The sequence below is a fragment of the Nicoliella spurrieriana genome (assembly GCF_023380205.1).
GTDB classification, from domain to species: domain Bacteria; phylum Bacillota; class Bacilli; order Lactobacillales; family Lactobacillaceae; genus Nicoliella; species Nicoliella spurrieriana.
The window spans coordinates 78642-102385 of record NZ_CP093361.1 but is presented as its reverse complement, the minus strand read 5'-3'; the positions used below and the strand labels follow the sequence as shown (position 1 = coordinate 102385).

The 23744-nt window shown below is 39.7% G+C and carries 18 protein-coding genes and 1 tRNA gene; 16 read left to right on the top strand and 3 right to left on the bottom strand.

Annotated features, from left to right (window positions below; genetic code table 11):
- Window positions 1-20: 20 nt before the first annotated feature.
- From secA to MOO44_RS02000, 15 genes are all read left to right on the top strand, one after another.
- Window positions 21-2384 (top strand): preprotein translocase subunit SecA, encoded by a 2364-nt coding sequence (gene secA / locus MOO44_RS02070; protein ID WP_260116787.1) that lies wholly within the window; start codon window positions 21-23, stop codon window positions 2382-2384.
- A 72-nt stretch (window positions 2385-2456) separates the two neighbouring features.
- A protein-coding gene (gene prfB, locus MOO44_RS02065) for a peptide chain release factor 2 (RefSeq protein ID WP_260116786.1) occupies window positions 2457-3573 on the top strand; the annotation gives its coding sequence in 2 pieces (ribosomal slippage) (window positions 2457-2528 and window positions 2530-3573; 1116 coding nt in all).
- Window positions 3574-3814: 241 nt separating this feature from the next.
- Window positions 3815-4762, top strand: coding sequence for a PDZ domain-containing protein (locus MOO44_RS02060; protein WP_260116785.1), 948 nt, complete (start codon window positions 3815-3817; stop codon window positions 4760-4762).
- 92 nt (window positions 4763-4854) lie between these two features.
- Window positions 4855-5169 carry a PspC domain-containing protein gene (locus MOO44_RS02055; protein WP_260116784.1) on the top strand — a complete coding sequence of 105 codons (315 nt, stop codon included), beginning with the start codon at window positions 4855-4857 and terminating at the stop codon, window positions 5167-5169.
- Window positions 5170-5180: 11 nt separating this feature from the next.
- Window positions 5181-5543 (top strand): phage holin family protein, encoded by a 363-nt coding sequence (locus MOO44_RS02050; RefSeq protein WP_260116783.1) that lies wholly within the window; start codon window positions 5181-5183, stop codon window positions 5541-5543.
- 74 nt (window positions 5544-5617) lie between these two features.
- Window positions 5618-6631 (top strand): HPr(Ser) kinase/phosphatase, encoded by a 1014-nt coding sequence (hprK, locus tag MOO44_RS02045; RefSeq protein WP_260116782.1) that lies wholly within the window; start codon window positions 5618-5620, stop codon window positions 6629-6631.
- A 13-nt stretch (window positions 6632-6644) separates the two neighbouring features.
- Window positions 6645-7475 (top strand): prolipoprotein diacylglyceryl transferase, encoded by an 831-nt coding sequence (gene lgt, locus MOO44_RS02040; RefSeq protein WP_260117278.1) that lies wholly within the window; start codon window positions 6645-6647, stop codon window positions 7473-7475.
- Window positions 7476-7490: 15 nt separating this feature from the next.
- Complete coding sequence (locus MOO44_RS02035; protein WP_260116781.1) at window positions 7491-8507, top strand: NAD(P)H-dependent glycerol-3-phosphate dehydrogenase; 1017 nt, start codon at window positions 7491-7493, stop codon at window positions 8505-8507.
- Between the two features lie 33 nt (window positions 8508-8540).
- Window positions 8541-9431 carry a UTP--glucose-1-phosphate uridylyltransferase GalU gene (gene galU, locus MOO44_RS02030; RefSeq protein ID WP_260116780.1) on the top strand — a complete coding sequence of 297 codons (891 nt, stop codon included), beginning with the start codon at window positions 8541-8543 and terminating at the stop codon, window positions 9429-9431.
- An 86-nt stretch (window positions 9432-9517) separates the two neighbouring features.
- Entirely contained in the window at window positions 9518-10435 is a 918-nt protein-coding gene (trxB, locus tag MOO44_RS02025) for a thioredoxin-disulfide reductase (protein ID WP_260116779.1), read from the top strand.
- A gap of 140 nt (window positions 10436-10575) precedes the next feature.
- Window positions 10576-12591, top strand: coding sequence for an excinuclease ABC subunit UvrB (uvrB, locus tag MOO44_RS02020; protein ID WP_260116778.1), 2016 nt, complete (start codon window positions 10576-10578; stop codon window positions 12589-12591).
- A gap of 13 nt (window positions 12592-12604) precedes the next feature.
- A complete protein-coding gene (uvrA, locus tag MOO44_RS02015) occupies window positions 12605-15463 on the top strand; it encodes an excinuclease ABC subunit UvrA (protein WP_260116777.1) in 2859 nt (952 codons plus the stop codon).
- Between the two features lie 123 nt (window positions 15464-15586).
- The gene (locus MOO44_RS02010) at window positions 15587-16573 is read left to right on the top strand and encodes a gluconeogenesis factor YvcK family protein (protein ID WP_260117277.1); all 987 of its coding nucleotides are present in this window, start codon (window positions 15587-15589) and stop codon (window positions 16571-16573) included.
- Window positions 16574-16597: 24 nt separating this feature from the next.
- Window positions 16598-17560 (top strand): DNA-binding protein WhiA, encoded by a 963-nt coding sequence (gene whiA / locus MOO44_RS02005; RefSeq protein ID WP_260116776.1) that lies wholly within the window; start codon window positions 16598-16600, stop codon window positions 17558-17560.
- Window positions 17561-17637: 77 nt separating this feature from the next.
- On the top strand, window positions 17638-18213 hold the full coding sequence (locus MOO44_RS02000) for a helix-turn-helix transcriptional regulator (RefSeq protein WP_260116775.1): 576 nt from the start codon (window positions 17638-17640) through the stop codon (window positions 18211-18213).
- Window positions 18214-18246: 33 nt separating this feature from the next.
- Here MOO44_RS02000 and MOO44_RS01995 read toward each other — a convergent pair whose 3' ends face one another.
- Together MOO44_RS01995 and MOO44_RS01990 are read right to left on the bottom strand one after the other, a co-directional pair.
- Window positions 18247-18813 carry a hypothetical protein gene (locus tag MOO44_RS01995; protein ID WP_260116774.1) on the bottom strand — a complete coding sequence of 189 codons (567 nt, stop codon included), beginning with the start codon at window positions 18811-18813 and terminating at the stop codon, window positions 18247-18249.
- Window positions 18814-19118: 305 nt separating this feature from the next.
- Window positions 19119-19727, bottom strand: a complete 609-nt coding sequence (locus MOO44_RS01990) for an ATP-dependent Clp protease proteolytic subunit (RefSeq protein ID WP_260116773.1) — start codon at window positions 19725-19727, stop codon at window positions 19119-19121.
- A gap of 354 nt (window positions 19728-20081) precedes the next feature.
- Here MOO44_RS01990 and MOO44_RS01985 point away from each other — a divergent pair, with 354 nt between their 5' ends.
- Window positions 20082-21245, top strand: a complete 1164-nt coding sequence (locus tag MOO44_RS01985) for a KxYKxGKxW signal peptide domain-containing protein (RefSeq protein ID WP_260116772.1) — start codon at window positions 20082-20084, stop codon at window positions 21243-21245.
- Window positions 21246-23395: 2150 nt separating this feature from the next.
- On the opposite strand, the gene MOO44_RS01980 is transcribed toward MOO44_RS01985, so the two are convergent.
- Window positions 23396-23467: transfer RNA gene (locus MOO44_RS01980), tRNA-Arg, on the bottom strand.
- Window positions 23468-23744 lie beyond the last annotated feature (277 nt).

Sequence of the window (23744 nt, the reverse complement as noted above, 5' to 3'; positions counted from 1 at the left end):
AGAAAGGAAATTGATTTTTAATGCCTAATATTTTAAAAAAATGGGTAGAAAGCGATAAGCGTGAGATCAAGAGACTTAGCAAGCTTGCTGATCAAGTCGGTGAATGGTCAAAGCAATACCGCAAATTAAGTGATGAAGAATTACAAGCTAAAACTCCTGAATTTCAGAAGCGCTACCAAGATGGTGAAACCCTAGATGAGTTATTGCCAGAAGCATTCGGAGTGGCTAGAGAAGCAGCTCGACGGGTCTTAGGATTAAATCCATTCCACGTTCAAATCATGGGTGGAATTGTTTTGCATGAAGGGAATATTTCAGAAATGAAGACTGGTGAAGGGAAGACCCTTACTTGTACGATGCCAGTTTATTTAAATGCTATTTCTGGAGACGGGGTCCACGTTATTACCGTTAACGAATACCTCTCCGAACGTGATGCTACCGAAATGGGTGAATTATATAATTGGTTAGGCCTATCGGTAGGGGTTAACTCTTCGGAAAAATCACCAGAAGAAAAGCGCCAGGCCTATGCTGCTGACATTACCTACTCCACTAATGGTGAAATTGGATTCGATTATCTTCGTGATAACATGGTGGTTTATAAGGAAGACATGGTTCAACGGCCACTTAATTTTGCCGTAGTCGACGAAGTGGACTCCATCTTAATTGATGAAGCTAGAACGCCATTGATTATTTCAGGACAAGCGACTGCATCATCTGAACTTTACAATTCAGCTGATCAGTTTGCAAAGACCTTGAATAAGGATACTGATTACAAAATCGATCTTGAAAGTAAGACCATCGCTTTGACTGATCAAGGAATTAAAAAGGCTGATAAGTTCTTTAATCTAAAGAACCTATTTGATACTGAAAATACTGCATTGACCCACCATATCGATGAAGCATTACGTGCTAATTACATTATGCTTCGTGATAAGGACTACGTGGTGCAAGATGATTCCGTTCAAATCGTTGATTCATTTACTGGACGGATCATGGAAGGACGGCGTTTCTCAGATGGTCTGCATCAAGCTATTGAAGCTAAGGAAGGCGTTGAAATCCAACAAGAAAGTAAGACGATGGCCAACATCACTTACCAAAACCTCTTCCGGATGTATAAAAAACTATCAGGAATGACTGGTACGGCACGGACTGAAATTGAAGAATTCCGTGAAATTTATAATATGGAAGTTATCTCAATTCCAACCAACAAGCCAGTTGTCCGTTTAGATGAACCAGATGTTTTATATCCTGATTTAAAGTCTAAGTTCGAAGCCGTAATTCAAAGAATTAAGAAGTTGCACCATGCAGGCCAACCAATTCTAGTGGGGACGGTTGCCGTTGAAACTTCTGAATACCTTTCCCAACGCTTGGATGAAGAAGGAATTGAACACGTGGTCTTAAATGCTAAAAACCACGCCAAAGAAGCTGAAATCGTTAAAAATGCTGGTCAAAAGGGCGCCGTTACGATTGCCACTAATATGGCCGGACGGGGAACTGATATTAAATTAGGGCCCGGTGTGGTTAAACTAGGTGGCCTAGCTGTTTTAGGGACTGAACGGCATGAATCGCGGCGGATCGATAACCAACTCCGTGGTCGTTCTGGTCGGCAAGGGGACCCTGGTGTTTCTCAATTCTACCTTTCCCTTGAAGATGACTTAATGCGTCGGTTTGGTTCTGATAGAATCAAGAACCTCCTCCAACACCTTAAAATTGATGGTGATAGTGCCGCAATTAAGAGTCGGATGATTTCGAAGCAGGTTGAATCAGCTCAAAAGCGGGTTGAAGGGAATAACTACGATTCACGGAAGAACGTTCTTCAATACGATGATGTGATGAGACAACAACGTGACGTGATGTATAAAGAGCGTTATGAAATCATCGAAGAAGATAAGTCACTCGGGTGGGTCCTACTACCAATGTTCGAAAGAACCATTAACCACGTGGTAGACTTGCACACCCAGGGAAGTACTGATAATTGGGATCTAGATACCATTTTAGATTTTGCAATCAGTACCTTAATTAATCCTGACAAAATTAGCATTTCTGATTTAGAGAATAAATCAGCTGATGAAATTAAGGATTACTTAAATAACATTGCTAAGGAAAACTACAAGGAAAAGCAATCAGAATTATCTGATCCTGCACAGTTGCTTGAGTTCGAAAAGGTTGTAATCCTAAGGGTGGTCGATTCACACTGGACTGATCACATTGATGCAATGGATCAATTAAGACAATCAATTGGACTTCGTGGTTATGGACAATTAAACCCATTGGTTGAATACCAACGGGAAGGTTACCGGATGTTTGAAGAAATGATTGCTGATATCGATTACGATACCACTAGATTATTTATGAAGGCTGAAATTAGACAAAACCTTGAAAGATAATTCTTAGGAAGAAGCGAAGTGACTGTATTGGTCCCTTCGCTTTTTGCTTTTAAATGATTGGGGAAAATTAAAATGGAATTAAGTGAAGCAAAAAATAAAATTGAAACAATTCAAAAAGCCATTAATGGCTTTAGGGGGTCACTTTGACTTAGATGCATTGAATGAAGGGATTCATTTAAATGAGCATCGCATGGCTGAACCAGATTTTTGGAATGATCAACAAGCTGCTAAAAAAGTAATTGATGAAACTAATCAAATGAAGCAAAAATATGACCGATTCAATAATTTAGCGGATGCTGCCGATGAGCTATCCGTTAATTTAGAGTTATTGGAAGAAGAAGCTGATCCAGATTTAATGGCCGAATTTGAAAATAATTTAACCAAAGTTGAGGCACAATTAACTGATTATCGCTTAAACCTATTATTATCCGGTCCGTACGATCATAATAATGCCATTGTTGAAATTCACCCGGGGGCCGGGGGCACAGAATCTCAGGATTGGGGTTCAATGCTATTTAGAATGTATACCAGATGGGCCGAACAGCACCAATTTAAAGTAGCGGTGTTAAACTACCAGGCTGGCGACGTTGCTGGAATTGATACGGTTACCTTTATGGTGATTGGGACCAATGCTTACGGGCTGTTGCAATCTGAAAAGGGGGTCCATCGATTGGTCCGGATTTCACCATTTGATTCTGCAGGGCGGCGGCATACTTCATTTGCTTCCGTTGATGTAATGCCAGAACTAGATGATAGTGTAAACATTGAAATTAATCCCGCTGACTTACGAATTGACTATTTTAGGGCTAGTGGGGCCGGGGGCCAACACGTTAATAAGACCTCATCGGCAGTGCGGATTACCCATGAACCGACTGGAATCGTTGTTTCCAGTCAGGCCCAGCGATCTCAATTGCAAAATCGTGAAACTGCAATGAATATGTTAAAATCTAAGTTGTATGAACGTGAAGAGGAAAAAAAGGCCGCCAAGAAGGCTCAAATCGAGGGTGAACAAAAGGATATTGGTTGGGGTTCGCAGATTCGTTCCTATGTCTTCCATCCATACACGATGGTTAAGGATCACCGGACTAACTATGAAACTGGTAACGGCCAGGCGGTGATGGATGGTGATTTAGATCCATTCATTAATGCCTATCTCCAGTGGAAATTAAGTCAAAAGAATCCTGATTAATTGATAAAGGACGAATGTAATTATGCAAATATTGCTTGCTTTACTGATTTTTATTTTACAACCTGTATTTTGGGTGGCGTTAATCCGAACGTACTTATTATCCAAAAAACGAATTCAAGGGACCAGAAATACCTTTCGAACCGCCATTTATTCGCAACATTTTGAACTCCGGCAATTTTGGCTCAATCTATTAATATTGGGGATTTTGGGATCACTGGTTACAATTATCGTGGGGCCGGTCATGACGATTACGTGGCTACTAGTTTACCAATTATTACTATTGGTTAATTTATTATTTATCCCGGGCGTCATCTTTTCATTTGAAATTGTAATTATTTCCACGGTGATTGTAGCCCTCTTGAACCTCAATCAATACGCTGAACAGTTCTTCCATTTTCAAACGTTGCAGAACTATGGCATGTGGGGATCTGCACCGGCCAACTTTAACTACGTTTTATTGGCCAGCCTCTTTTTATTCGGGCTAGCAATCATGGTTGCTAAGGACGGTGGTAAGTTTAACGTTCCCATTATTGAGCGGAACGAACGCCAAGTTCGAATTGCTGGGTATCCGTTCAAAAGCATTAATGTGATTCCCCTTTTCCTGTTTATCCCGGGCGACTGGATTCATAATCTATTTCAATTTTGGCCAGTGTTTGTTTTGAACGGCCAATCATATGCGTTTTTGATCGCGCCAATCCTGTTTAGCTTTCGGATGACGATCTTTAAACAAGCCCCCCGGGTGGTATTTAAGAAATTAGCGGGGCGCTTTGCAAAACTAGCCTTATTTGGAATATTGTTGAGCGTAGCTAGTTACTTCTTTGCAATTGTAGCCGTTCCGGCCTTGGGAAGCTTATTGGTTATTTATTGGTGGCTTTTAATGCGCGCCAAGGCGCATGACAAGGCCCAGGGTGATTGGTACTCAGAGGTAATCAACGGGGTGCGTGTGGTTGGAATTGAACCAAAGACGCCGGCTGCCAAGATGAACCTATCGATCGGGGATGTTATCCTAGAGGTTAATAACATTGCGGTGACCAATGAAGATGAATTCTACCAAGCGTTGTTGACCCAATCGACTTACTGTCGCCTAAAGGTCGAAAATCGGCAGGGCCAATTAGCAATTACCGAAACTGCTATCTTTAGTAACGCTCCCCACGAATTGGGAGTAGTGCTATTTAAACAGGAAAGTTAAAGATATTATTAGTGTCTATGCTTAAAGATAGACACTTTTTTTGAATGTGATAATATTAGTTTGAACTAGTTTACAATGAAAGGAACATTCCAATGAAAACGAAGAAAAAACTAATGAAATCACACCAAAATCGTGTTTTAACCGGTGTATTGGGCGGGATTGCCGATTACTTTGGCATTAACGCTCGCTATTTAAGAATTGCGTATTTAGTATTAACGATTCTATTTATCCATACCATGCTACCGGTGTTAATTTACCTTGCATTAATGGTTTTGATGCCCAGTGACTACGGTGCTAACGACCGCTTTAGTGGTTATGATCACCAGGAAAATAATTCCGAGATGGGTGCAAAGCCACGCGGCCGTAAAATCCTCCATGACGTTGAGGAAAAGGATGATCATAAGTAGGGAGAAGTGACATGCATTTTTTGAAACAAATATTATTGAACATGCTGGTGTTTATTGCAGTGGCCGGTTTTTTACAAAGTTCAGGGATTTTTTACGTTGCTAGTATCACGGCCGCCCTCGGTGCTGCGTTAGTGCTATCAATTTTGAATGCGCTGGTTAAGCCGTTCATTACCGTTTTATCATTGCCGATTAATATCTTGACCCTGGGGTTGTTCAGTATCGTTATTAATGGCTTGATGTTAGAAATGACCTCCTGGTTAGTCGGCAACGAAAGCTTTCACTTTTCATCATTTGGTAGTGCAATGTTGGTAGCGATTATTCTATCGCTATGCAATGCCATTTTTGCTGATCACTATCAACGACAAAATCAGTAAAACAAAGTGTATTGAAATGTGATATCGTGATAAAATTAACGTGTAATTTGTTTTTATGATTGGGGAGGATGAAAATGGCTGAACGAGTAACCGTTAAGGACCTCGTTGATAATACTCACTTGAGCGTTGCCTATGGTGAAGACTATTTGGACCGCTTAATTACCACCAGCGATATTTCACGACCTGGATTGGAATTGACCGGCTATTTTAATTACTATCCGGCAAAGCGAATCCAGCTTTTGGGCATTACTGAAACTTCCTTTGCAAAGGGAATGGCTAGCTTTGATCTGTATGACGTGATGGAGAAGATGTGTCAACCCGAGACGCCGGCCTTTGTGATTTCGACCCAGTTGGACCCACCCGAGGAACTACTGGAAGCTGCTGAACAGAAGCAAATTCCAGTGCTGTGTTCTAAGTTAACCACTTCACGGGTACTTAGTAACATGACTAATTACTTGGAAGCAAAGTTAGCTGAACGAATGTCATTGCATGGTGAATTAGTCGATATTTACGGGCTTGGGGTTTTAATTACTGGTGATTCTGGAGTGGGGAAGAGTGAAACCGCGCTTGAATTGATTAAGCGGGGGCATCGCTTGATTGCAGATGATCGAGTAGAAGTCTACCAACAAGATGAGCAGACGTTGATCGGGCAAGCCCCCCGCATTCTTAGGCATCTATTGGAGATTCGTGGAATTGGGATTATCGATGCGATGAACCTCTTTGGTGCCGGGGCAGTCCGCAGTAACACTAAGGTTGATTTGATCGTCCACCTGTCAAATTGGTCTAAGGAGACTCCGTTTGACCGGTTGGGTGATAACAAGGATTTTCAACGGATTTTTGACGTTGATGTTCCTAAAATTAAAATTCCGGTCAAAATCGGTCGGAATCTAGCCGTCTTGATTGAATCCGCTGCGATGAATTTCAGAGCCCGTTCGATGGGTTACGATGCTACTAAGGTCTTCGATGAAAACTTAAAAAGCTTGATCAAGGAAAATTCAATCCGTGATTCAAAAGAACGTTCTAAGGAAAAACAAATTGAATCAGACAACGAGCATGCGCTTCATGATCGTCCTGATGATCAGAAATAATCGAAGGGAATGAATTCAAATTAAATTAGCATTGAACCCCATCGCGTTTCATTTGGGACCAATTCTGGTTCATTGGTACGGCATTTTTATTGCCAGTGCTGTGATCCTAGCGGTTTTTTTATCGGTCCGTGAGGGGAAAAAACGGGGCATTAAGCCTGATGATATCTATGACATGTTATTATGGGCATTACCATTTTCCATTATTAGTGCCCGCCTGTACTACGTTATCTTTCAATGGGGGTACTATCAAAACCATCTCAATGAAATTATTAAAATTTGGGACGGTGGAATTGCAATTTACGGTTCGCTAATTGGTGCTGCTATTGTAATCATTATCTTTTGTCGTAGTCGATTAATTCCAGTATGGTTAATGCTAGATGTTATTTCACCGACCGTATTACTAAGTCAAGGAATTGGCCGGTGGGGAAACTTCATGAACCAAGAGGCATTTGGTCAGGTAACTAGCCTCGCCTTTCTCCACCACCTCCACCTACCACAGTTCATTATTAATCAGATGTTCATTAGTGGGTTGTACCGTCAACCGACATTTCTATATGAATCGCTATGGAGTTTCTTAGGGGTGGCAGTGTTATTTTCATTACGCCACGTTCCCCACTTCTTTAAACGCGGCGAGGTGTTTCTAAGTTATATCATGTGGTATTCATTTGGCCGCTTCTTTGTGGAAGGGATGCGAACCGACAGCCTAATGATTGGGAGTGTTCGAGTATCACAATGGTTATCGATCGTGTTGTTTGGCTTTGCATTGGGATTATTGATCTACCGTAGACGGACCATTCCGGATGCTAGTTGGTATCTAGATGGCACTAAAAAACTATTAAAATAAAGGATGTATTAAACAATGACAGAAAAGATTGCAGTATTAGGGGCTGGCTCTTGGGGGAGCATGTTAGCCAATATTTTAGCTACAAATGGCCACGACGTTAGACTATGGTCCTATAAAACAGCTCAAGTAGATGAGCTAAATACGGACCACACGAATTCAAAATACTTAAAAGATTTTACATTCTCAGACTCATTAGTTGCTTATTCAGATATGCGGGCTGCTTTAGCGGACGTCGATGATGTATTATTCGTAGTCCCAGCCCAAGTGACCCGCTCGGTAGCTAAAAAGGTAAATCCATTACTAGCGCAATTGGGGATTAAACCCAACTTAATTCACGCCAGCAAGGGAATTGAAGAGAAAACATATCAGCGGATGTCGGAAGTGCTAGCCGATGAGATCGACCCAGCAAACCGTCATTCGATTTCCGTAATTTCAGGCCCCAGTCAGGCTGAGGATGTTGCTCGGGGGGACATCACGTTAGTGACCGCTGCCAGCGAAAACATTCAAGATGCTGAACACATTCAATCACTATTTATGAACCCCACCTTTCGGGTCTACACCAATGACGACGTGATTGGAGTCGAAATTGGGGCCGCCCTTAAAAACATCATTGCATTGGGTGCCGGAGCATTAGTGGGGCTCGGCTACGGTGATAATGCGAAAGCATCCTTGATTACCAGAGGATTAGCCGAAATTTCACGGTTAGGAACTTCATTTGGTGCCAATCCGTTAACGTTTATCGGATTATCCGGAGTTGGTGATTTAATCGTAACTGCCACTAGTTCCGATTCTAGAAACTGGCGGGCTGGAAACCAACTCGGCCATGGTAAATCACTACAAGCAGTTGTTGATAACATGGGAATGGTCATTGAGGGAGTTGCTACGACCAGGGCGGCTTATGAATTAGCTAAGCAGCGTGGGGTTGAGATGCCAATTACCTCTGCGATTTACCATGTATTGTATGATAATGCTGATATCAAAGAATCGATTGCTCAATTAATGCAACGTGAGGGTCGTTCGGAATTAGCTTAATTCGAATCTATCTATTAACTAGGAGTTGTCAAAATGAAAAAAATTAGAAAAGCAATTATCCCCGCTGCTGGATTAGGAACGAGATTTTTACCAGAAACCAAGGCGGTCCCAAAGGAAATGTTACCAGTTGTTGATACCCCAACCATTCAATTGATCGTAGAAGAAGCAAAGGCTTCTGGAATTACCGATATTTTAATTATCATCGGCCGGAATAAGCGCAACATCGAAGATCACTTTGATTCCAATCCAGAATTGGAAGCTAACTTGGCCCGGAAGCATAAGGATAAGATGCTAAAGGCGGTTCAAGAAACGAATGGAATGAATATCTACTTTATTCGCCAAAACCATCCGGATGGATTGGGCGATGCTGTTTCAACGGCTAAGAGTTTTGTTGGCGATGAACCATTTGTGATTATGCTAGGTGATGATATTGCAAAGGCTGATGAACCACTAACGAAGCAATTGATCAATTGTTATGAAGCCACTGGTGAATCCACCCTAGCTGTAATGCGGGTGCCCCATGAAGACACTGCGAAGTACGGAGTAATTGCACCAACGAAGGAAATTAAGCCCGGCCTATATGATGTGGATAGCTTTGTTGAAAAGCCAGATCCAAAGGATGCCCCTAGTGACCTTGCCATCATTGGTCGGTACCTATTAACCCCGAATATCTTTGATATCCTAGCTGATACCAAGCCTGGTAAGGGTGGCGAAATTCAATTAACGGATGCCATTGATACCTTAAACAAAACCCATAAGGTTTATGCACATGAGTTAGTGGGTTCCAGATACGATACTGGAAATAAATTCGGTTGGCTAAAGACCAACATTGAATATGGCTTAGAACACCCTGAAGTGAAGGCCGATTTGCGCGAGTACATTAAGCAATTAGGTCAAAAACTAACTGAAGAAGATCAAAAATAATGGTTTGAGTACAAACTATTAGACAACCATGTTTATTAATAGTAAGCTATGAACATTGATAATTTTAGGTGAGGGGTGTTAAATTCATGGAAAGTTATGATGTGATTGTAATTGGCGCCGGGCCTAGTGGGATGACTAGTGCTTTGTACGCTTCCAGGGCTAACTTATCAGTCTTGATGATTGATCGGGGAATTTACGGTGGGCAGATGAATAATACTGCGGAAATCGAAAACTACCCAGGATTCAAATCTATTTTAGGTCCAGATTTAGCCAAAAATATGTACGAAGGTTCAATTAACTTTGGTGCCAAGTATGGGTACGGAACCGTTGAATCCATTGAAGATAACGGTGCAACCAAGGTCGTTCATACTGATAACGGTGATTACGAAGCTAAGGCGGTCATCATTGGAACTGGTTCTCAGTATAAGAAATTGGGTGCACCGGGTGAAGATGAATACGGTGGCCGTGGGGTTTCCTATTGTGCCGTCTGTGATGGAGCCTTCTTTAAAAACAAGGAGGTCGTCGTTGTAGGTGGTGGTGATTCCGCAATTCAAGAGGCCCTTTATTTAGCCCAGTTAGTGTCAAAGGTAACCATTGTCCATCGTCGTGACCAACTGCGTGCACAAAAGGTGTTGCAAGACCAAGCGTTCGCAAATGATAAAATTAACTTTGTTTGGAACACCAATGTGACTGAAATTACCGGTGATGGCGCAAAGGTAACGGGGGTTAAAACCGTCAATAACCAAACTAATGCTACCGGCGAAATTCCTGCTAGTGGGGTCTTTATTTACGTTGGGAACCTACCGATTACCGATGCATTTACCGATTTGAAGATTACCGATGATAAGGGCTGGATCAAGACAAATGATCGTATGGAAACTTCAATGCCCGGTGTATTTGCCATTGGTGATGTAAGAGCAAAAGAGCTAAGACAGGTCGTTACTGCCGTTGGCGACGGTGGGATTGCTGGTCAAAATGCATTTCATTATATTCAAAATATGTAAGTCGTTATTCTTTGCAACGGCTGAAACAGTGTTAGAATGATTATAAAAAGTGGGGGAGGCTGACTTCCCCACTTTTTATTGCGATTAAATATAAATTAATTAATAACCAATTATAGTTGAAATTAAAGGGGGAAATACCAATGGCAGAAATTAAGCGGGTTACCACTAATCACTTTGACCTGGTTTCAAAATACCAACCGACTGGTGATCAGCCAAAGGCCATCCAGGAGCTAACTGATGGTTTAAAACAGGGCGATAAGGAACAAGTCCTGTTAGGAGCCACCGGGACTGGAAAAACGTTCACCATTTCGAACGTAATTAAAAATGCAAATAAGCCGACATTAGTGCTATCCCATAATAAAACGTTAGCAGGACAACTATACAGTGAGTTAAAGCGGTTCTTTCCGCATAACGCGGTTGAGTACTTCGTTAGTTATTACGATTACTATCAACCAGAAGCCTACGTTCCATCTAGTGATACCTATATTGAAAAGGATTCCTCGATTAACGATGAAATTGACCAACTTCGGCACGCCGCCACCAGTGCACTGTTAGAACGTAACGATGTGATCGTCGTGGCGTCAGTGTCCGCGATCTTTGGACTCGGGAGTCCTAAGGAGTACTTTGACCATACGATTCCATTGAAGGTGGGTCAAGAAATCGATCGCAACACGCTATTACGTGAGTTAGTGAACATTCAATTTGACCGAAATGATATTGATTTTCAGCGGGGCCGGTTTAGAGTTCGTGGCGATGTAGTTGAAGTCTTCCCGGCTTCCGGCAGTAAGTACGCATATCGAATCGAGTTTTTTGGTGATGAGATTGATCGGATTCGTGAAGTGGATACGTTGACCGGTGAAGTGATCAGTGACCAGGATAAAATTGTGATTTTTCCAGCGACACACTTTTTAGCTGATGACCAGATTATGGACCATGCCTTGGATGGAATTCAATCTGAATTAAAAACCCAATTAGCGAAACTGGAAGGGGAAGGGAAGCTAATAGAAGCACAACGACTTAAGCAACGGACCACGTATGATATTGAAATGATGCGTGAGATGGGCTACACCAACGGAATTGAAAATTACTCACGGTTCATGGATGGACGGAAGCCGGGTGAGCCACCTTACACGTTGATGGACTTTTTCCCAAAGGACTTTTTAATGGTCATTGATGAGTCACACCAAACGATTCCACAAATTGGTGGGATGTATAATGGAGATAAAGCTCGTAAGGAACGGTTAATTGAATATGGTTTCCGGTTACCAAGTGCTTTGGACAACCGGCCCCTAAAGATGCCTGAATTTGAGCAGCACATTAATCAGGTGATCTACATGTCAGCAACTCCTGGTCCCTATGAACTAGACCACGCTGATCAAGTGGTTCAACAAATTATTCGACCCACTGGCTTATTAGACCCCATCGTTAAGGTTCGGCCAATTATGGGACAAATGGACGACTTAGTGGGTGAAATTAACCAACGCATTGAGCGCAATGAGCGGACCTTTGTGACCACTTTGACTAAGAAAATGGCGGAGGATTTAACCGACTATCTTAAGGATCTGGGGATTAAGGTTCGCTACCTGCACAGTGATATTAAAACGTTGGAACGTACTAAAATTATTCATGACCTTCGAGCTGGTAAATTTGATGTTTTAATTGGCATTAACCTGTTACGGGAGGGAATTGATGTCCCGGAAGTTTCACTCGTTGCCATTTTAGATGCCGATAAGGAAGGCTTTTTGCGGAATGAACGTTCATTGATTCAAACGATTGGTCGGGCAGCCCGGAACGAAAACGGGGAAGTAATTATGTATGCCGATGCGATGACCGATTCAATGAAGCGGGCAATCGATGAAACAAAACGCCGGCGGGCGATTCAAGAGCAGTATAACCATGAGCATGGGATTACTCCGCATACGATCAAAAAGGAAATTTCACCGGTCATTTCAGTTAGTGGTGATCAGGTTGCGGAAGAAAATGCCGCTACTAATGATAAAGTGATTGAATCTGATTTTAAGAAGATGAGTAAAAAGGATAAGCAGGCGATGATTGGAAGGCTGGAAGATGAAATGCAAGCCGCATCTAAGCGCTTGGACTTTGAACATGCTGCTAATCTTCGTGACACGATTATTGAACTGCAAGCAAAGGTTTAGGGGGATTATATTTTTGTTGAACGATAAAATCATTATTCGAGGCGCTCGTGAACATAATTTAAAAGATGTTGACGTCACGATTCCTAAAAATAAATTAACTGTTATGACTGGTCTATCGGGCTCTGGAAAAAGTTCGTTGGCCTTTGATACCCTCTATGCTGAGGGGCAGCGACGCTATGTTGAGAGTTTATCATCATACGCTCGCCAATTTTTGGGGCAAATGGATAAACCAGATGTTGATTCAATCGAAGGCCTTAGTCCAGCCATTTCAATTGATCAAAAAACGACTTCCCATAACCCCCGGTCAACCGTCGGGACCGTTACTGAAATTAATGACTACTTTAGATTATTATGGGCCCGGGTCGGGACCCCAATTTGTCCCAATGATGGTACTAAGATTACTAGTCAATCTGTAGATCAAATGATGGGTGAATTGTTGAAGCTCCCTGACCGGACTCGGTTACAAATTTTGGCACCGGTGGTCCGTGATAAAAGGGGCCAACACAAGGATTTACTTAAAAAGATTAAACGGGAGGGGTACATTCGCATCCAAGTTGATGGGCAAACCATGGACCTAGATGATTCGATTGAACTGGATAAGAATAAACACCACACGATTAACGTCGTCATCGACCGAATTATCATTAAGGATGGCATTAAGTCACGGCTATCAGACTCATTAGAAGCCGCACTAAGGCTTAGTGATGGCTATGCAATTGCTGATTTTATGGGAAAACGTGATAAGATGGTCTTTTCAGAACACTATTCATGTCCATACTGTGGCTTTACGGTGGGCAAGCTCGAACCACGGCTCTTTTCATTTAACTCACCATTAGGTGCCTGTCCAGAATGTGATGGGCTGGGAATTAAGCTAGAGGTGGATACTGACCTTGTGATTCCCGACCGTACCAAGACGTTGGCACAGGGAGCACTGGCACCATGGAACCCGATTAGTTCTGAATACTATCCCAACATGTTAAAACAGGCCTGTGAGCATTTTGGGATTGATATGAATACGCCATTTAATAAGTTGCCTAAAAAGCAGCGGGATCTTGTTCTTTATGGTTCCGGAAAAAAGCAATTCCACTTCAACTTTGAAAGTAATTTTGGGGGTTCTCGGGACCTCGACATGCCATTTGAAGGGGTAATTACTAATATCGATCGCCGTTATCATAACACTAATAGTGAATTTACCCGTAAGACAATGCGTGAGTATATGACCGAATTGACCTGTCAAACCTGTCATGGCTATCGACTAAATGAACGAGCCCTTTGTGTTAAGGTGGCCGACCAAAATATTAGTCAGGTTGCTAGCATTGATGTGCAAAAGGAATTGAACTATTTTAGCACCCTTGAATTTGGTGAACAAGACGCAGTGATTGCTAAACCAATCATTAAGGAAATTATTGATCGCCTAACGTTCTTAAAGAACGTGGGGCTGGATTATCTAACGTTATCTAGAACGGCTGGGACCCTTTCCGGTGGTGAATCGCAACGGATTCGGTTAGCTACTCAAATTGGTTCGAACCTTTCAGGAGTCCTCTACGTCTTGGATGAACCTTCGATTGGATTGCACCAGCGGGATAATAACCGGCTGATCAAATCACTTCAAGCGATGCGTGACTTGGGCAACACCCTAGTAGTGGTTGAACATGATAAGGATACAATGGAAGATGCTGATTACATTGTTGATATTGGACCGGGGGCTGGTCAAAACGGGGGTCGCATCATGGCGGCTGGGACACCCAAACAGGTGGCTAAGAACCCGAAGTCGCTGACCGGTCAGTACCTTTCTGGAAAAAAGTTTATTCCAGTTCCATTAACCCGTCGGACTGGCAATGGAAAGCAAATTACCGTGACTGGAGCGCAAGAAAATAACCTAAAGGATGTTACGGTTAGTTTTCCACTGGGTGAATTTGTGGTCGTGACCGGGGTTTCTGGTTCTGGAAAGTCAACGCTAGTTAATACGATTTTAAAACGGGCACTAGCCCAGAAGTTAAATCATAACTCGACCCGGCCCGGGAAGTATAAGTCCATCCGTGGATATAAAAATATTGAAAAGATCATTAGCATTGATCAAAGCCCGATCGGTCGCACCCCACGGAGTAATCCGGCAACCTATACCGGGGTGTTCGATGATATTCGGGACCTCTTCGCTGAAACGAATGAAGCTAAGTTACGGGGGTATAAGAAGGGCCGGTTTAGCTTTAACGTTAAGGGCGGGCGTTGTGAGACCTGTCATGGGGATGGAATCTTAAAAATTGAAATGAACTTTCTACCGGATGTGTACGTGCCATGTGAAGTCTGTCATGGCAAACGGTATAATGCTGAAACGCTAGAAGTCGAATACAAAGGCAAGAACATCGCTGATGTTTTGGACATGACGGTCAGTGAAGCTCTTCAGTTCTTTAAGGCCATTCCAAAGATTACCCGCAAGTTAAGGACCATCAATGAAGTTGGACTAGGGTACGTTAAATTAGGCCAATCTGCTACTACGCTTTCCGGTGGGGAAGCTCAGCGAATGAAGCTTTCTGCTGAGTTGTACAAGAAATCAGATGGCAAGAACTTCTATATTTTAGATGAACCAACGATTGGATTGCATACTGATGACATCGGTCGCTTATTAAAAATTCTGCATGAATTAGTGGATAAGGGCAATACGGTGTTGATCATTGAACATAGCCTAGATGTAATTAAGACTGCTGATTACCTAATTGACTTAGGGCCAGAAGGTGGTGACGGTGGTGGCCAAATCGTTGCGACCGGAACCCCTGAAGCAGTCTGTGCGGTTAAGGATAGTTACACCGGTCAATACCTGAAGCCGGTCTTAGATACCGATACGCGACGGACCCAAAAGTTAAAGCAAGACTAAAAAAGACGAATGTTCGTCTTTTTTTAAGTTTTAAATCAAAAAGAAACACCAGGTATGTTATACTTATGTTTGTGAGTTTTTGAACTCACCTAAAGATTTAATAATAATTAATAGGGAGGGTCTATAATGTCACAAATTAGGTCGCATCAACCCCGGATCGTTGTAATTGGTGGCGGAACTGGTGTGCCGGTCATCTTAAGGGCGTTAAAGGGTAAGGATGTTGATATCACTGCGATCGTTACGGTTGCTGATGATGGTGGGTCATCCGGCATTCTCAGAAATTACATTAATGTGGTACCACCTGGTGATATCCGAAATGTGATGGTCGCACTATCGGATGCTGACCCAGAATTTTTGGATCTATTTCAATACCGGTTTAAGGGTAGCGATAAGTTTTTAGCTGGCCACGCGATTGGGAACCTATTGATCACGGCCCTCTCTGAAATGAAGGGAAACATCTTTCAAGCGGTTCAGGATCTGGCCAGAATCTTACGGGTTCAGGGGCATATTTATCCAGCGAGTGATGATTTAATTACGCTGCACGCTGAATTTACTGATGGAACGCAGCTAGCGGGTGAATCAGAAATTACCAATGCTGATAAAATGATTGAACGGGTCTGGGTGAATCGTGATGATCAAAAGGGGGCCCCTAAGGCTGCCCAACCAGTAGTCGACGCAATTTTAAATGCAGATCAAATTGTTTTAGGCCCCGGAAGTTTATTCACCAGCATCCTACCCAATTTAATGATTCCGGAAGTCCATGATGCAATCCTACACACCAGTGCTGAAATTGTTTATATTTGTAATATTATGACCCAAAATGGCGAAACGAATGGTCTGACCGATTCAGGGCACGTTGCTGTTTTAAACCGTCATTTTGGCCAAAATATTATTGACGTGGTAATGGTCAATAATAAACGGGTTCCTGATAACTATATCCGAAGGAATGCTGATGAAACCTCCCATCAAGTTGCTCATGATCAAGCTGGATTAGTTAATCAGCGCTGTCGAGTCATTGCATCTGATTTTTTGAAATTGCATGACCATGGTGCTTACCATAACGGAGATGCTGTGGCGAATGAGCTCATTAAATTAATCGAAACTAAGTAACTGATAACGAAGGAAGGGTTAAAAATGTCCTATGCTAGTCAGGTCAAGAAGGAGTTAACGACGCTTGAGGTCCATCAAGAAAACGCTAAATCTGAATTGATGGCATTGATTAGAATGAACGGGTCGCTTACGATCGTTAACCATGATTTGATTTTAAACGTTCAAACCGAAAACCCGGCAATTGCTAGACGGATCTATCGTTTATTACTTGAATTTTACGATGTCGAAAGTAATTTAATCGTTCGAAAACGAATGAAGTTAAAAAAGAATAACGTGTATGTAGTCCGTATTACTACTAATACCAAGAATATTTTGGATGATTTAGGAATTTTACATGAATTTGAATTAGTAGAGACCGTCCCTGATGAATTACTTGCAAGTGATTCACAGGTGCGCTCCTACTTACGTGGTGCATTCTTGGCCGGAGGGTCCGTTAATAATCCGGAGACCTCACGGTATCATTTGGAAATCTATTCTTTATACGAAGATCATAACGAAATGATTACACAGATGATGAATCGTTACCATCTAGAAGCTAAGACTACGGGGCGTAGAAGTGGCTTTATCACCTATTTGAAAGGGGCCGAAAAGATTGCAGATTTCCTGCAATTGATTGGGGCCACCAATTCAATGCTACACTTTGAGGATATTCGAATTGTTCGTGACATGCGAAATTCAGTCAACCGGTTGGTCAACTGTGAAAATGCGAACATGAATAAGGTTGCTAACGCTGCGACCCGTCAAATTGCTAGTATTAACTTCATTGCTGATACGGTGGGGTTGGATCAACTTCCTGATAAACTACGTGAAGTTGCCGAAATTCGACTAGCAAATAAGGAAGTGACCCTAAAGGAACTGGGTGAACTAATTCCAGGGGGGCCGATTTCTAAATCTGGGATTAACCACCGGTTGAAAAAAATTAATGATTTTGCTGAAAAGCTACGGGTCCAAACTGAAGAGCGGATTGCAATGGTTGAAAATAAGTAATTAATAAAAGCTGATTTTGAACAATATCAAAATCAGCTTTTTATCATGTTAATTTTAATTGTAAGCGAGGGATTTAAATGAAAATAGGCCACAAGTTAAAACAAGCAAGAAATAATGCTAACTTAACGCAAAGTGACGTTGCTAATCAGATGCATGTATCCCGCAAAACAGTATCTGGATGGGAAAATGATCGCAGTATTCCTGATATCTACAAAATTAATGAACTTTCAGCACTATATGATATTAACCTAAACGATATTTTAGATAATCAAAAACGGAAGGAAAATAAAAGGAGTAAGCTAAATTATGCTTTAATGGCCTGGTATTTTAATTTAGTGATCATGGGCCTTAATTTGTTTAATCTATTTACTGGCCTTTTAAGGTTTGTGTTCTTTTTAGAAATCATTTCCATCATTTTATTTTTTTCCATATATGTTTATCATTCGAATAATAAAATCACAATCAAAAATACACTTCCATTTTCATTTATATTCTTATTTGTGATAACCGCACTCTTTTTTGCTTTACAAATAGAAAAGATATCTCGAATGGGATTTGAAATCGCCGCTTTTACTTACGTTGGAGCCCTGTTTAGAGCGATTGTTCTTGATTATGGGGTTTTGATTATATTCACATTTAAAAAACTCAAATGAAAAATGAGTTGATGGATAGTATTAACTATTACGTTAAAATGGCGTTACTGGAATGGGAGTAATTGCCATTAATATAAAATAGATTACCATCGTAACGATCAATGGGCACCACGTACTGCCCAATGAATGCTTAAGTGAATTAAACCACTTCAAGATGTAGTGATGATTTGACTGGTATTTAACGTTATTAATGGTTTGAATTGAGATAGTAGCAATTGTATAAACTAGTATTAGGTAGTTGATATTGAAAATAATACTAACTAGAGCATTAACGGTATGGTTGAATGAAAATCCCGCAATGATTGAACCGATGCCACTGAAAACGATTGCGGTGCTAATGAAACACACCGTTTTGGTTGGCCATGAAACTGGAATGAATGAAAGGATTAGGTAAATAATTATTATTCTTAGGCCATTCTTCATTGCCGTGATTAATGAATCTGCTGTTGGAAATGTAATCAAATGATTTACATTGTCAGAATTGAATAACCCCACCATCATAGCAATTATGAATAATAAAATCGCTACAATTGACCACCATTTGATAATAGTGCGCGACACTTTTAGATTTAAGGTAATTTTATTGATTATGGTTTCCATTATTAACGCCCCGTTCTAAAGATTGAATTAGTTTGAAATAAATTGATCCGTTTTGATTAAGATAGTAAATTGTGCAATTTATTATTGGCATCATATCAAACCCCTTAAATAAATGGTAGTTTCCAAGGGAAGTTTAACGTTAGATTGTTGGCTTATTTAAGGTTACAAATTGGCTTAAAAGACTGATAAACCAATGATTAAGCCGGGCTTATTTTTTAAGCCCACTTTTTATGGACAAAAAAATCAGTAGCCAGCTAAATGACTACTGATTTTAAATTGATTAACCAACATAATGAGAAGGTTAATTATTTTTTAGAATCCTTGTCTTGTTCGCTCTTGTTAGTCATGATGCCATCAAGTAATCCGTATTTAACAGCTTCATCAGCAGTTAAGTAGTTATCACGATCGGTATCACGATTAACCTTAGCAACCGTTTGACCGGAATTTGCAGCTAAAATCTTGTTTAACATCTTTCTAGCACTCAAGATGGATTCGGCAGCGATTTCAATATCACTTTGTTTCCCTTGGGCACCACCAGATGGTTGGTGAATCATAACTTGGGCGTGTGGTAATGCAAATCGCTTCCCCTTAGTACCGGATGAAGCAAGCACACTGGCCATTGAAGCAGCCATTCCCATAACGATGACTTGAATATCTGACTTAACAAATTGCATCGTATCGTAGATTGCCATTCCAGAAGTAATCACACCACCTGGTGAGTTAATGTATAGGTAAATATCCTTGTCAGAATCTTGGGCATCCAAGAATAATAATTGGGCAATGATTGAGTTTGCCATGTTATCTTCGATTGGACCTGATAACATAATGATCCGGTCTTTTAATAAACGAGAATAAATGTCATAAGCTCTTTCGCCATTGGCGGATTGCTCAATAACAGTTGGGATTAAGTTCATTATAATTGTCCCCCTAATATTGGTTTGTTTAATTTAACTATTTAAATTCTATCTTAATAGTCAGTGAAGGTCAAAACATTTGCCCGTGAAGTAAGAAAGTGAAAAACAAAGTACCTGAGAATCGGTATAGATTTAAATCTGCATAAAACATATTAACTATGATTAAGAATAGGGATGCTAATCATACCTAAGGATAGTTAATTGTTTGTTATTCCATAAATTGCATTTGGTTTTGAAATTGAACTATATTTATAATTAATTATCAATTGTGGATTTATTTTTTATCTATAAAATTATTGAATTATCTTAATTAGTGTTATTATGTTCATACTAATAACCTTGGGGGAGATAACTATGAGTAATAAGACTAATAAAGAACATTACCGTCTATATAAGTCAGGTAAGAGATGGGTGGTTGCTTTGATCACAACTGCGACTTTGGTAACGGTTGGATACGGGATATCTAATTATGAGATTAATTCTTACACAACTCCAATTGCCCATGCAGATAGTACTTTGCCTACTTATGCACAATTATCTGCAAATCCGGGTAGTATGGCTAATGGCGATTATTATGATGATGAAACTACGTACCCACAGTATTATGCTAATAGTGTTTATGGTGGTGCATCTAATGCCGTAGATAGTTTAGCGTCAGCTTATAGTTCAGTCGCCGATTCTAATTATTCTAAATATCAGAGTTTAGATAAAGAGCTGGGGTCTGTTATTTATCAATCATATGAAGATGATACTCCTAGATCAATCACTGCTTCCGAATATTCGGCTGCTGTATCTAATTTCTTTCAAGTATCAGCAGCAGAAACTTCTATGATGAGTGAAAATAGTCAAATTAAATCATCCTTGAATTCAGCTTATGATTCTCTTTCAGATATGGCATCTTATGCTGATTCAGTATATGATGCCGATCCATCAAGGTCTTCAAATGCTTCATTTTCAAGTGCAGCGTCCAATACAGTTAGTTCTTATAACAAGGTGATTGTTGGTTTTGCTGATGATAGTGCAAGTACGATTAGTGATACATTTAGTTATGAAACTTCAGGAATTTCAAGAATGACTCGTGATCTCGTTAGTCAAGGGGTTATATCTAGTAAATCGACAGAGATTGGGCAGTTATTACAATTAAATCCATCATTGGGTTCTACCACTTCTTCTGATAACACTTCTAATGCTATGAACACTGTGTCTTCTAATGCTACAAATAGTGATTCATCATTAAACACATCGAGCTCTAGCGGCGCATCTTCAGTGACGGACACAAGTAAATCTAATTCTGCTAAATCACAAGCTAAGTTAATTAAACGGGCCTACCAAAAGTCCCAAAAAAGTGTCGAGCGGTCTAAAAAGCAAGTTCAAGAAGCTAGAAGGGCAGTTAAAAAATCTAAAAGTAGTAAGGCCAGGGTTGCTCTTAATAAGAAATTAAAAGCAGCGAATAAGCGTTATAAAGAAGTACTAAATAAATATAAGGTTAATAAAACCAAATATAGTCAGTTGAGTTAGTTTACTAACTTGAATGATAGGAGTTGCTATGACTAAACCCTGAAATGATTTAATCATAGGAGCACTAGTGATTAAATCATTCTTTATAGGTTATCCTACTTAACTAAAGAGGAGCGTGAAATCCTAGCTTATATTTATTATTATGATGATTACAGTAAACGCCCTAATAGTAAGATGATTGCTAATCATTTTAACTTGAACATTAACCACGTAACTAAGTTTAATAATAATCAATTGAATAAGCTAGTTTATTCAATGAAAGAACCGTTTAATGACAATTCCAAAAGAACAGTTAGATGGGCCTAGAGGGATTATTATTGAGCAATTATTTAATGAGTCATTAAACGCTCATCCCGTTATTCATAGATAAAATATAGGGTGATAATTGCTAGAATTGCTAAGAAATATTGAATATTCATCTGTTAATAGTTATAGTAAAAAAACGTAACAACTCATCACTTATTAAATTATATAAGATAGATTAATAGCAAGGAATTGATTAATTGATCGTTGATAAAATAATAATGCAAGGTTGCAAAATTAATAATTATAATACAGTAAAACATTTATATTTGAACATTTATCAAATCATACCACCACGAAGCATTCTTATAGGGATGGGTAAAGCATATGCCCAAAATTGAGCATATCTTTTTAAGCAGGGGGGACTTTTAACGTTTTGTTAGAACCCTTGTGGGATCGTGAAGTACGACCTCATCTATTTATGGAATCCTAAAACAGTGCCTCATCTTATAGGGGTAACGAAACGTTATTCCTTGAATATCATAAACAATATATTAAAATAAAAACACAAGCATGATTATTAGTCAGCTCGTGTCCTATTACTTAACTATTGCTATTTGATTAATAAATGAAGAATTAACCCACTTATAACTGCGTAAGTTACAGGTAAAACAATTTTAGTTAAGATTTTATAAACTAATGATTTCATAAAAGGAAAATTTCTCCTTTCTAGCGTCTATTCCCTTAGCCATTAGGGTTTGATGCGACACTGGTTGTTATTATATCAGTTATTTTATTAATATTAAAACCTATTTATTGCTATTCACTATTTTTGACATGTTAACCGGATTAATATATTATAATTATTGATTTCATAAAGGAAGATTTCTCTTCCCAGAATAGTGAGATAGCCACTCATTATTTAAATCGATGTTAAGCTTGCTTGTGCTTTCAAAGGCACTACAAGCATATATTAAGAAAGAGATTGCTTAATTGCAGTCTCTTTTTTAGTATCTAAATAGTATTGATATCGCTTTCTGTAATTTACTGAAAGCTGAATAAAACAGTATCCATTTAAGATAGCAAATCTACTTTCTGCATTTGGCTTTCCTTAATTTAGGTAAAGCCCGCTAAAACAGCATTATATGGTGTATTTTGGTTTAGTGAAAACTTGTCAAAACATGACAAAGCCATACATAAAAAAATCATACTGAACCATATCAATAGCATTTTTTGGTAGATTCTAGCTTGCCCAAATATAAGGCAATCCTGCTAAAGTAGCATTCTTTAATCCCTAATATAATGCAATTCTATCAAAGTAATGATAGTAAGATATATCCTCAAAATTGGGTACATCTTAGTCTGCGTACCTAAAACAGATACGCAGGTTATTTTTATAGAAAGAAAATTTACGTTTTCAGAATTGGCACGTAGGTTATTTAGAAAAAACAAGTTTGGTTTATCAGAACTTGATAATCGTAAGGGACGCGCTGAATACCTTAGTGAATCGTTACGATATTATGTATTATTAAATGAAGTAGGCTTAATTTTAAACAAGTTAATCACTTAGTGGATGAACTTAAGAACTGAGAGCGTCTGATTAACAGTGATATTGATATTAATTGAGATATGCCTAATTTTAGGTAGGCCTTCTATTCTGATAATAGATCATAACGTAATTTTGCGTTTAGACACTCAATGCAAAGTGAAAAGGCTACTCAAAATGAATTGAGCAACCTCACATTACCACCATACACGGACTATTATTTTAAATTATACTGACTAAGTTAATGACTAAGGCTGACTAAGTTTTTAATTGCTATTTTTAATCAAATATTAAATATATAAAAACGCCCGTTACATTAATGCTTAGAGCATTAAATGATAACGGGCGTTTATTTCATTTATGCGCCTGGGGGGAATCGAACCCTCATCTCAAGAACCGGAATCTTACGTGCTATCCATTACACTACAGGCGCAGCTATTTATTACTCAATCAAACAATATAAAACTATACCTTAAATCATCTCTAATTTCAAGTGGGTTAGGATAATTTTAATTAATGAGCGCTATCTTTTGCATTTTATGAAAGCGCTTGATATACTGCATTTAAAGATAATATTATTACTTGGTGCTTCGCTGATTGTTGCCCGGTTTATCAATATTTATTGAGCAACGGGGCTGACACTAGCAGCCAAAAGTGGTAATATAATGTTGTACTGCTTTAAAATAATATTTATCTTATTATTTCCTAAA

Excerpts from the sequence above, each read along its gene's own strand:
- secA (WP_260116787.1), top strand. The coding sequence starts at position 21 with ATGCCTAATATTTTAAAAAAATGGGTAGAAAGCGATAAGCGTGAGATC.
- MOO44_RS02060 (WP_260116785.1), top strand. The coding sequence starts at position 3,815 with ATGACGATTACGTGGCTACTAGTTTACCAATTATTACTATTGGTTAAT.
- MOO44_RS02055 (WP_260116784.1), top strand. The coding sequence starts at position 4,855 with ATGAAAACGAAGAAAAAACTAATGAAATCACACCAAAATCGTGTTTTA.
- MOO44_RS02050 (WP_260116783.1), top strand. The coding sequence starts at position 5,181 with ATGCATTTTTTGAAACAAATATTATTGAACATGCTGGTGTTTATTGCA.
- hprK (WP_260116782.1), top strand. The coding sequence starts at position 5,618 with ATGGCTGAACGAGTAACCGTTAAGGACCTCGTTGATAATACTCACTTG.
- MOO44_RS02035 (WP_260116781.1), top strand. The coding sequence starts at position 7,491 with ATGACAGAAAAGATTGCAGTATTAGGGGCTGGCTCTTGGGGGAGCATG.
- galU (WP_260116780.1), top strand. The coding sequence starts at position 8,541 with ATGAAAAAAATTAGAAAAGCAATTATCCCCGCTGCTGGATTAGGAACG.
- trxB (WP_260116779.1), top strand. The coding sequence starts at position 9,518 with ATGGAAAGTTATGATGTGATTGTAATTGGCGCCGGGCCTAGTGGGATG.
- uvrB (WP_260116778.1), top strand. The coding sequence starts at position 10,576 with ATGGCAGAAATTAAGCGGGTTACCACTAATCACTTTGACCTGGTTTCA.
- whiA (WP_260116776.1), top strand. The coding sequence starts at position 16,598 with ATGTCCTATGCTAGTCAGGTCAAGAAGGAGTTAACGACGCTTGAGGTC.
- MOO44_RS02000 (WP_260116775.1), top strand. The coding sequence starts at position 17,638 with ATGAAAATAGGCCACAAGTTAAAACAAGCAAGAAATAATGCTAACTTA.
- MOO44_RS01995 (WP_260116774.1), bottom strand. The coding sequence starts at position 18,813 with ATGGAAACCATAATCAATAAAATTACCTTAAATCTAAAAGTGTCGCGC.
- MOO44_RS01990 (WP_260116773.1), bottom strand. The coding sequence starts at position 19,727 with ATGAACTTAATCCCAACTGTTATTGAGCAATCCGCCAATGGCGAAAGA.
- MOO44_RS01985 (WP_260116772.1), top strand. The coding sequence starts at position 20,082 with ATGAGTAATAAGACTAATAAAGAACATTACCGTCTATATAAGTCAGGT.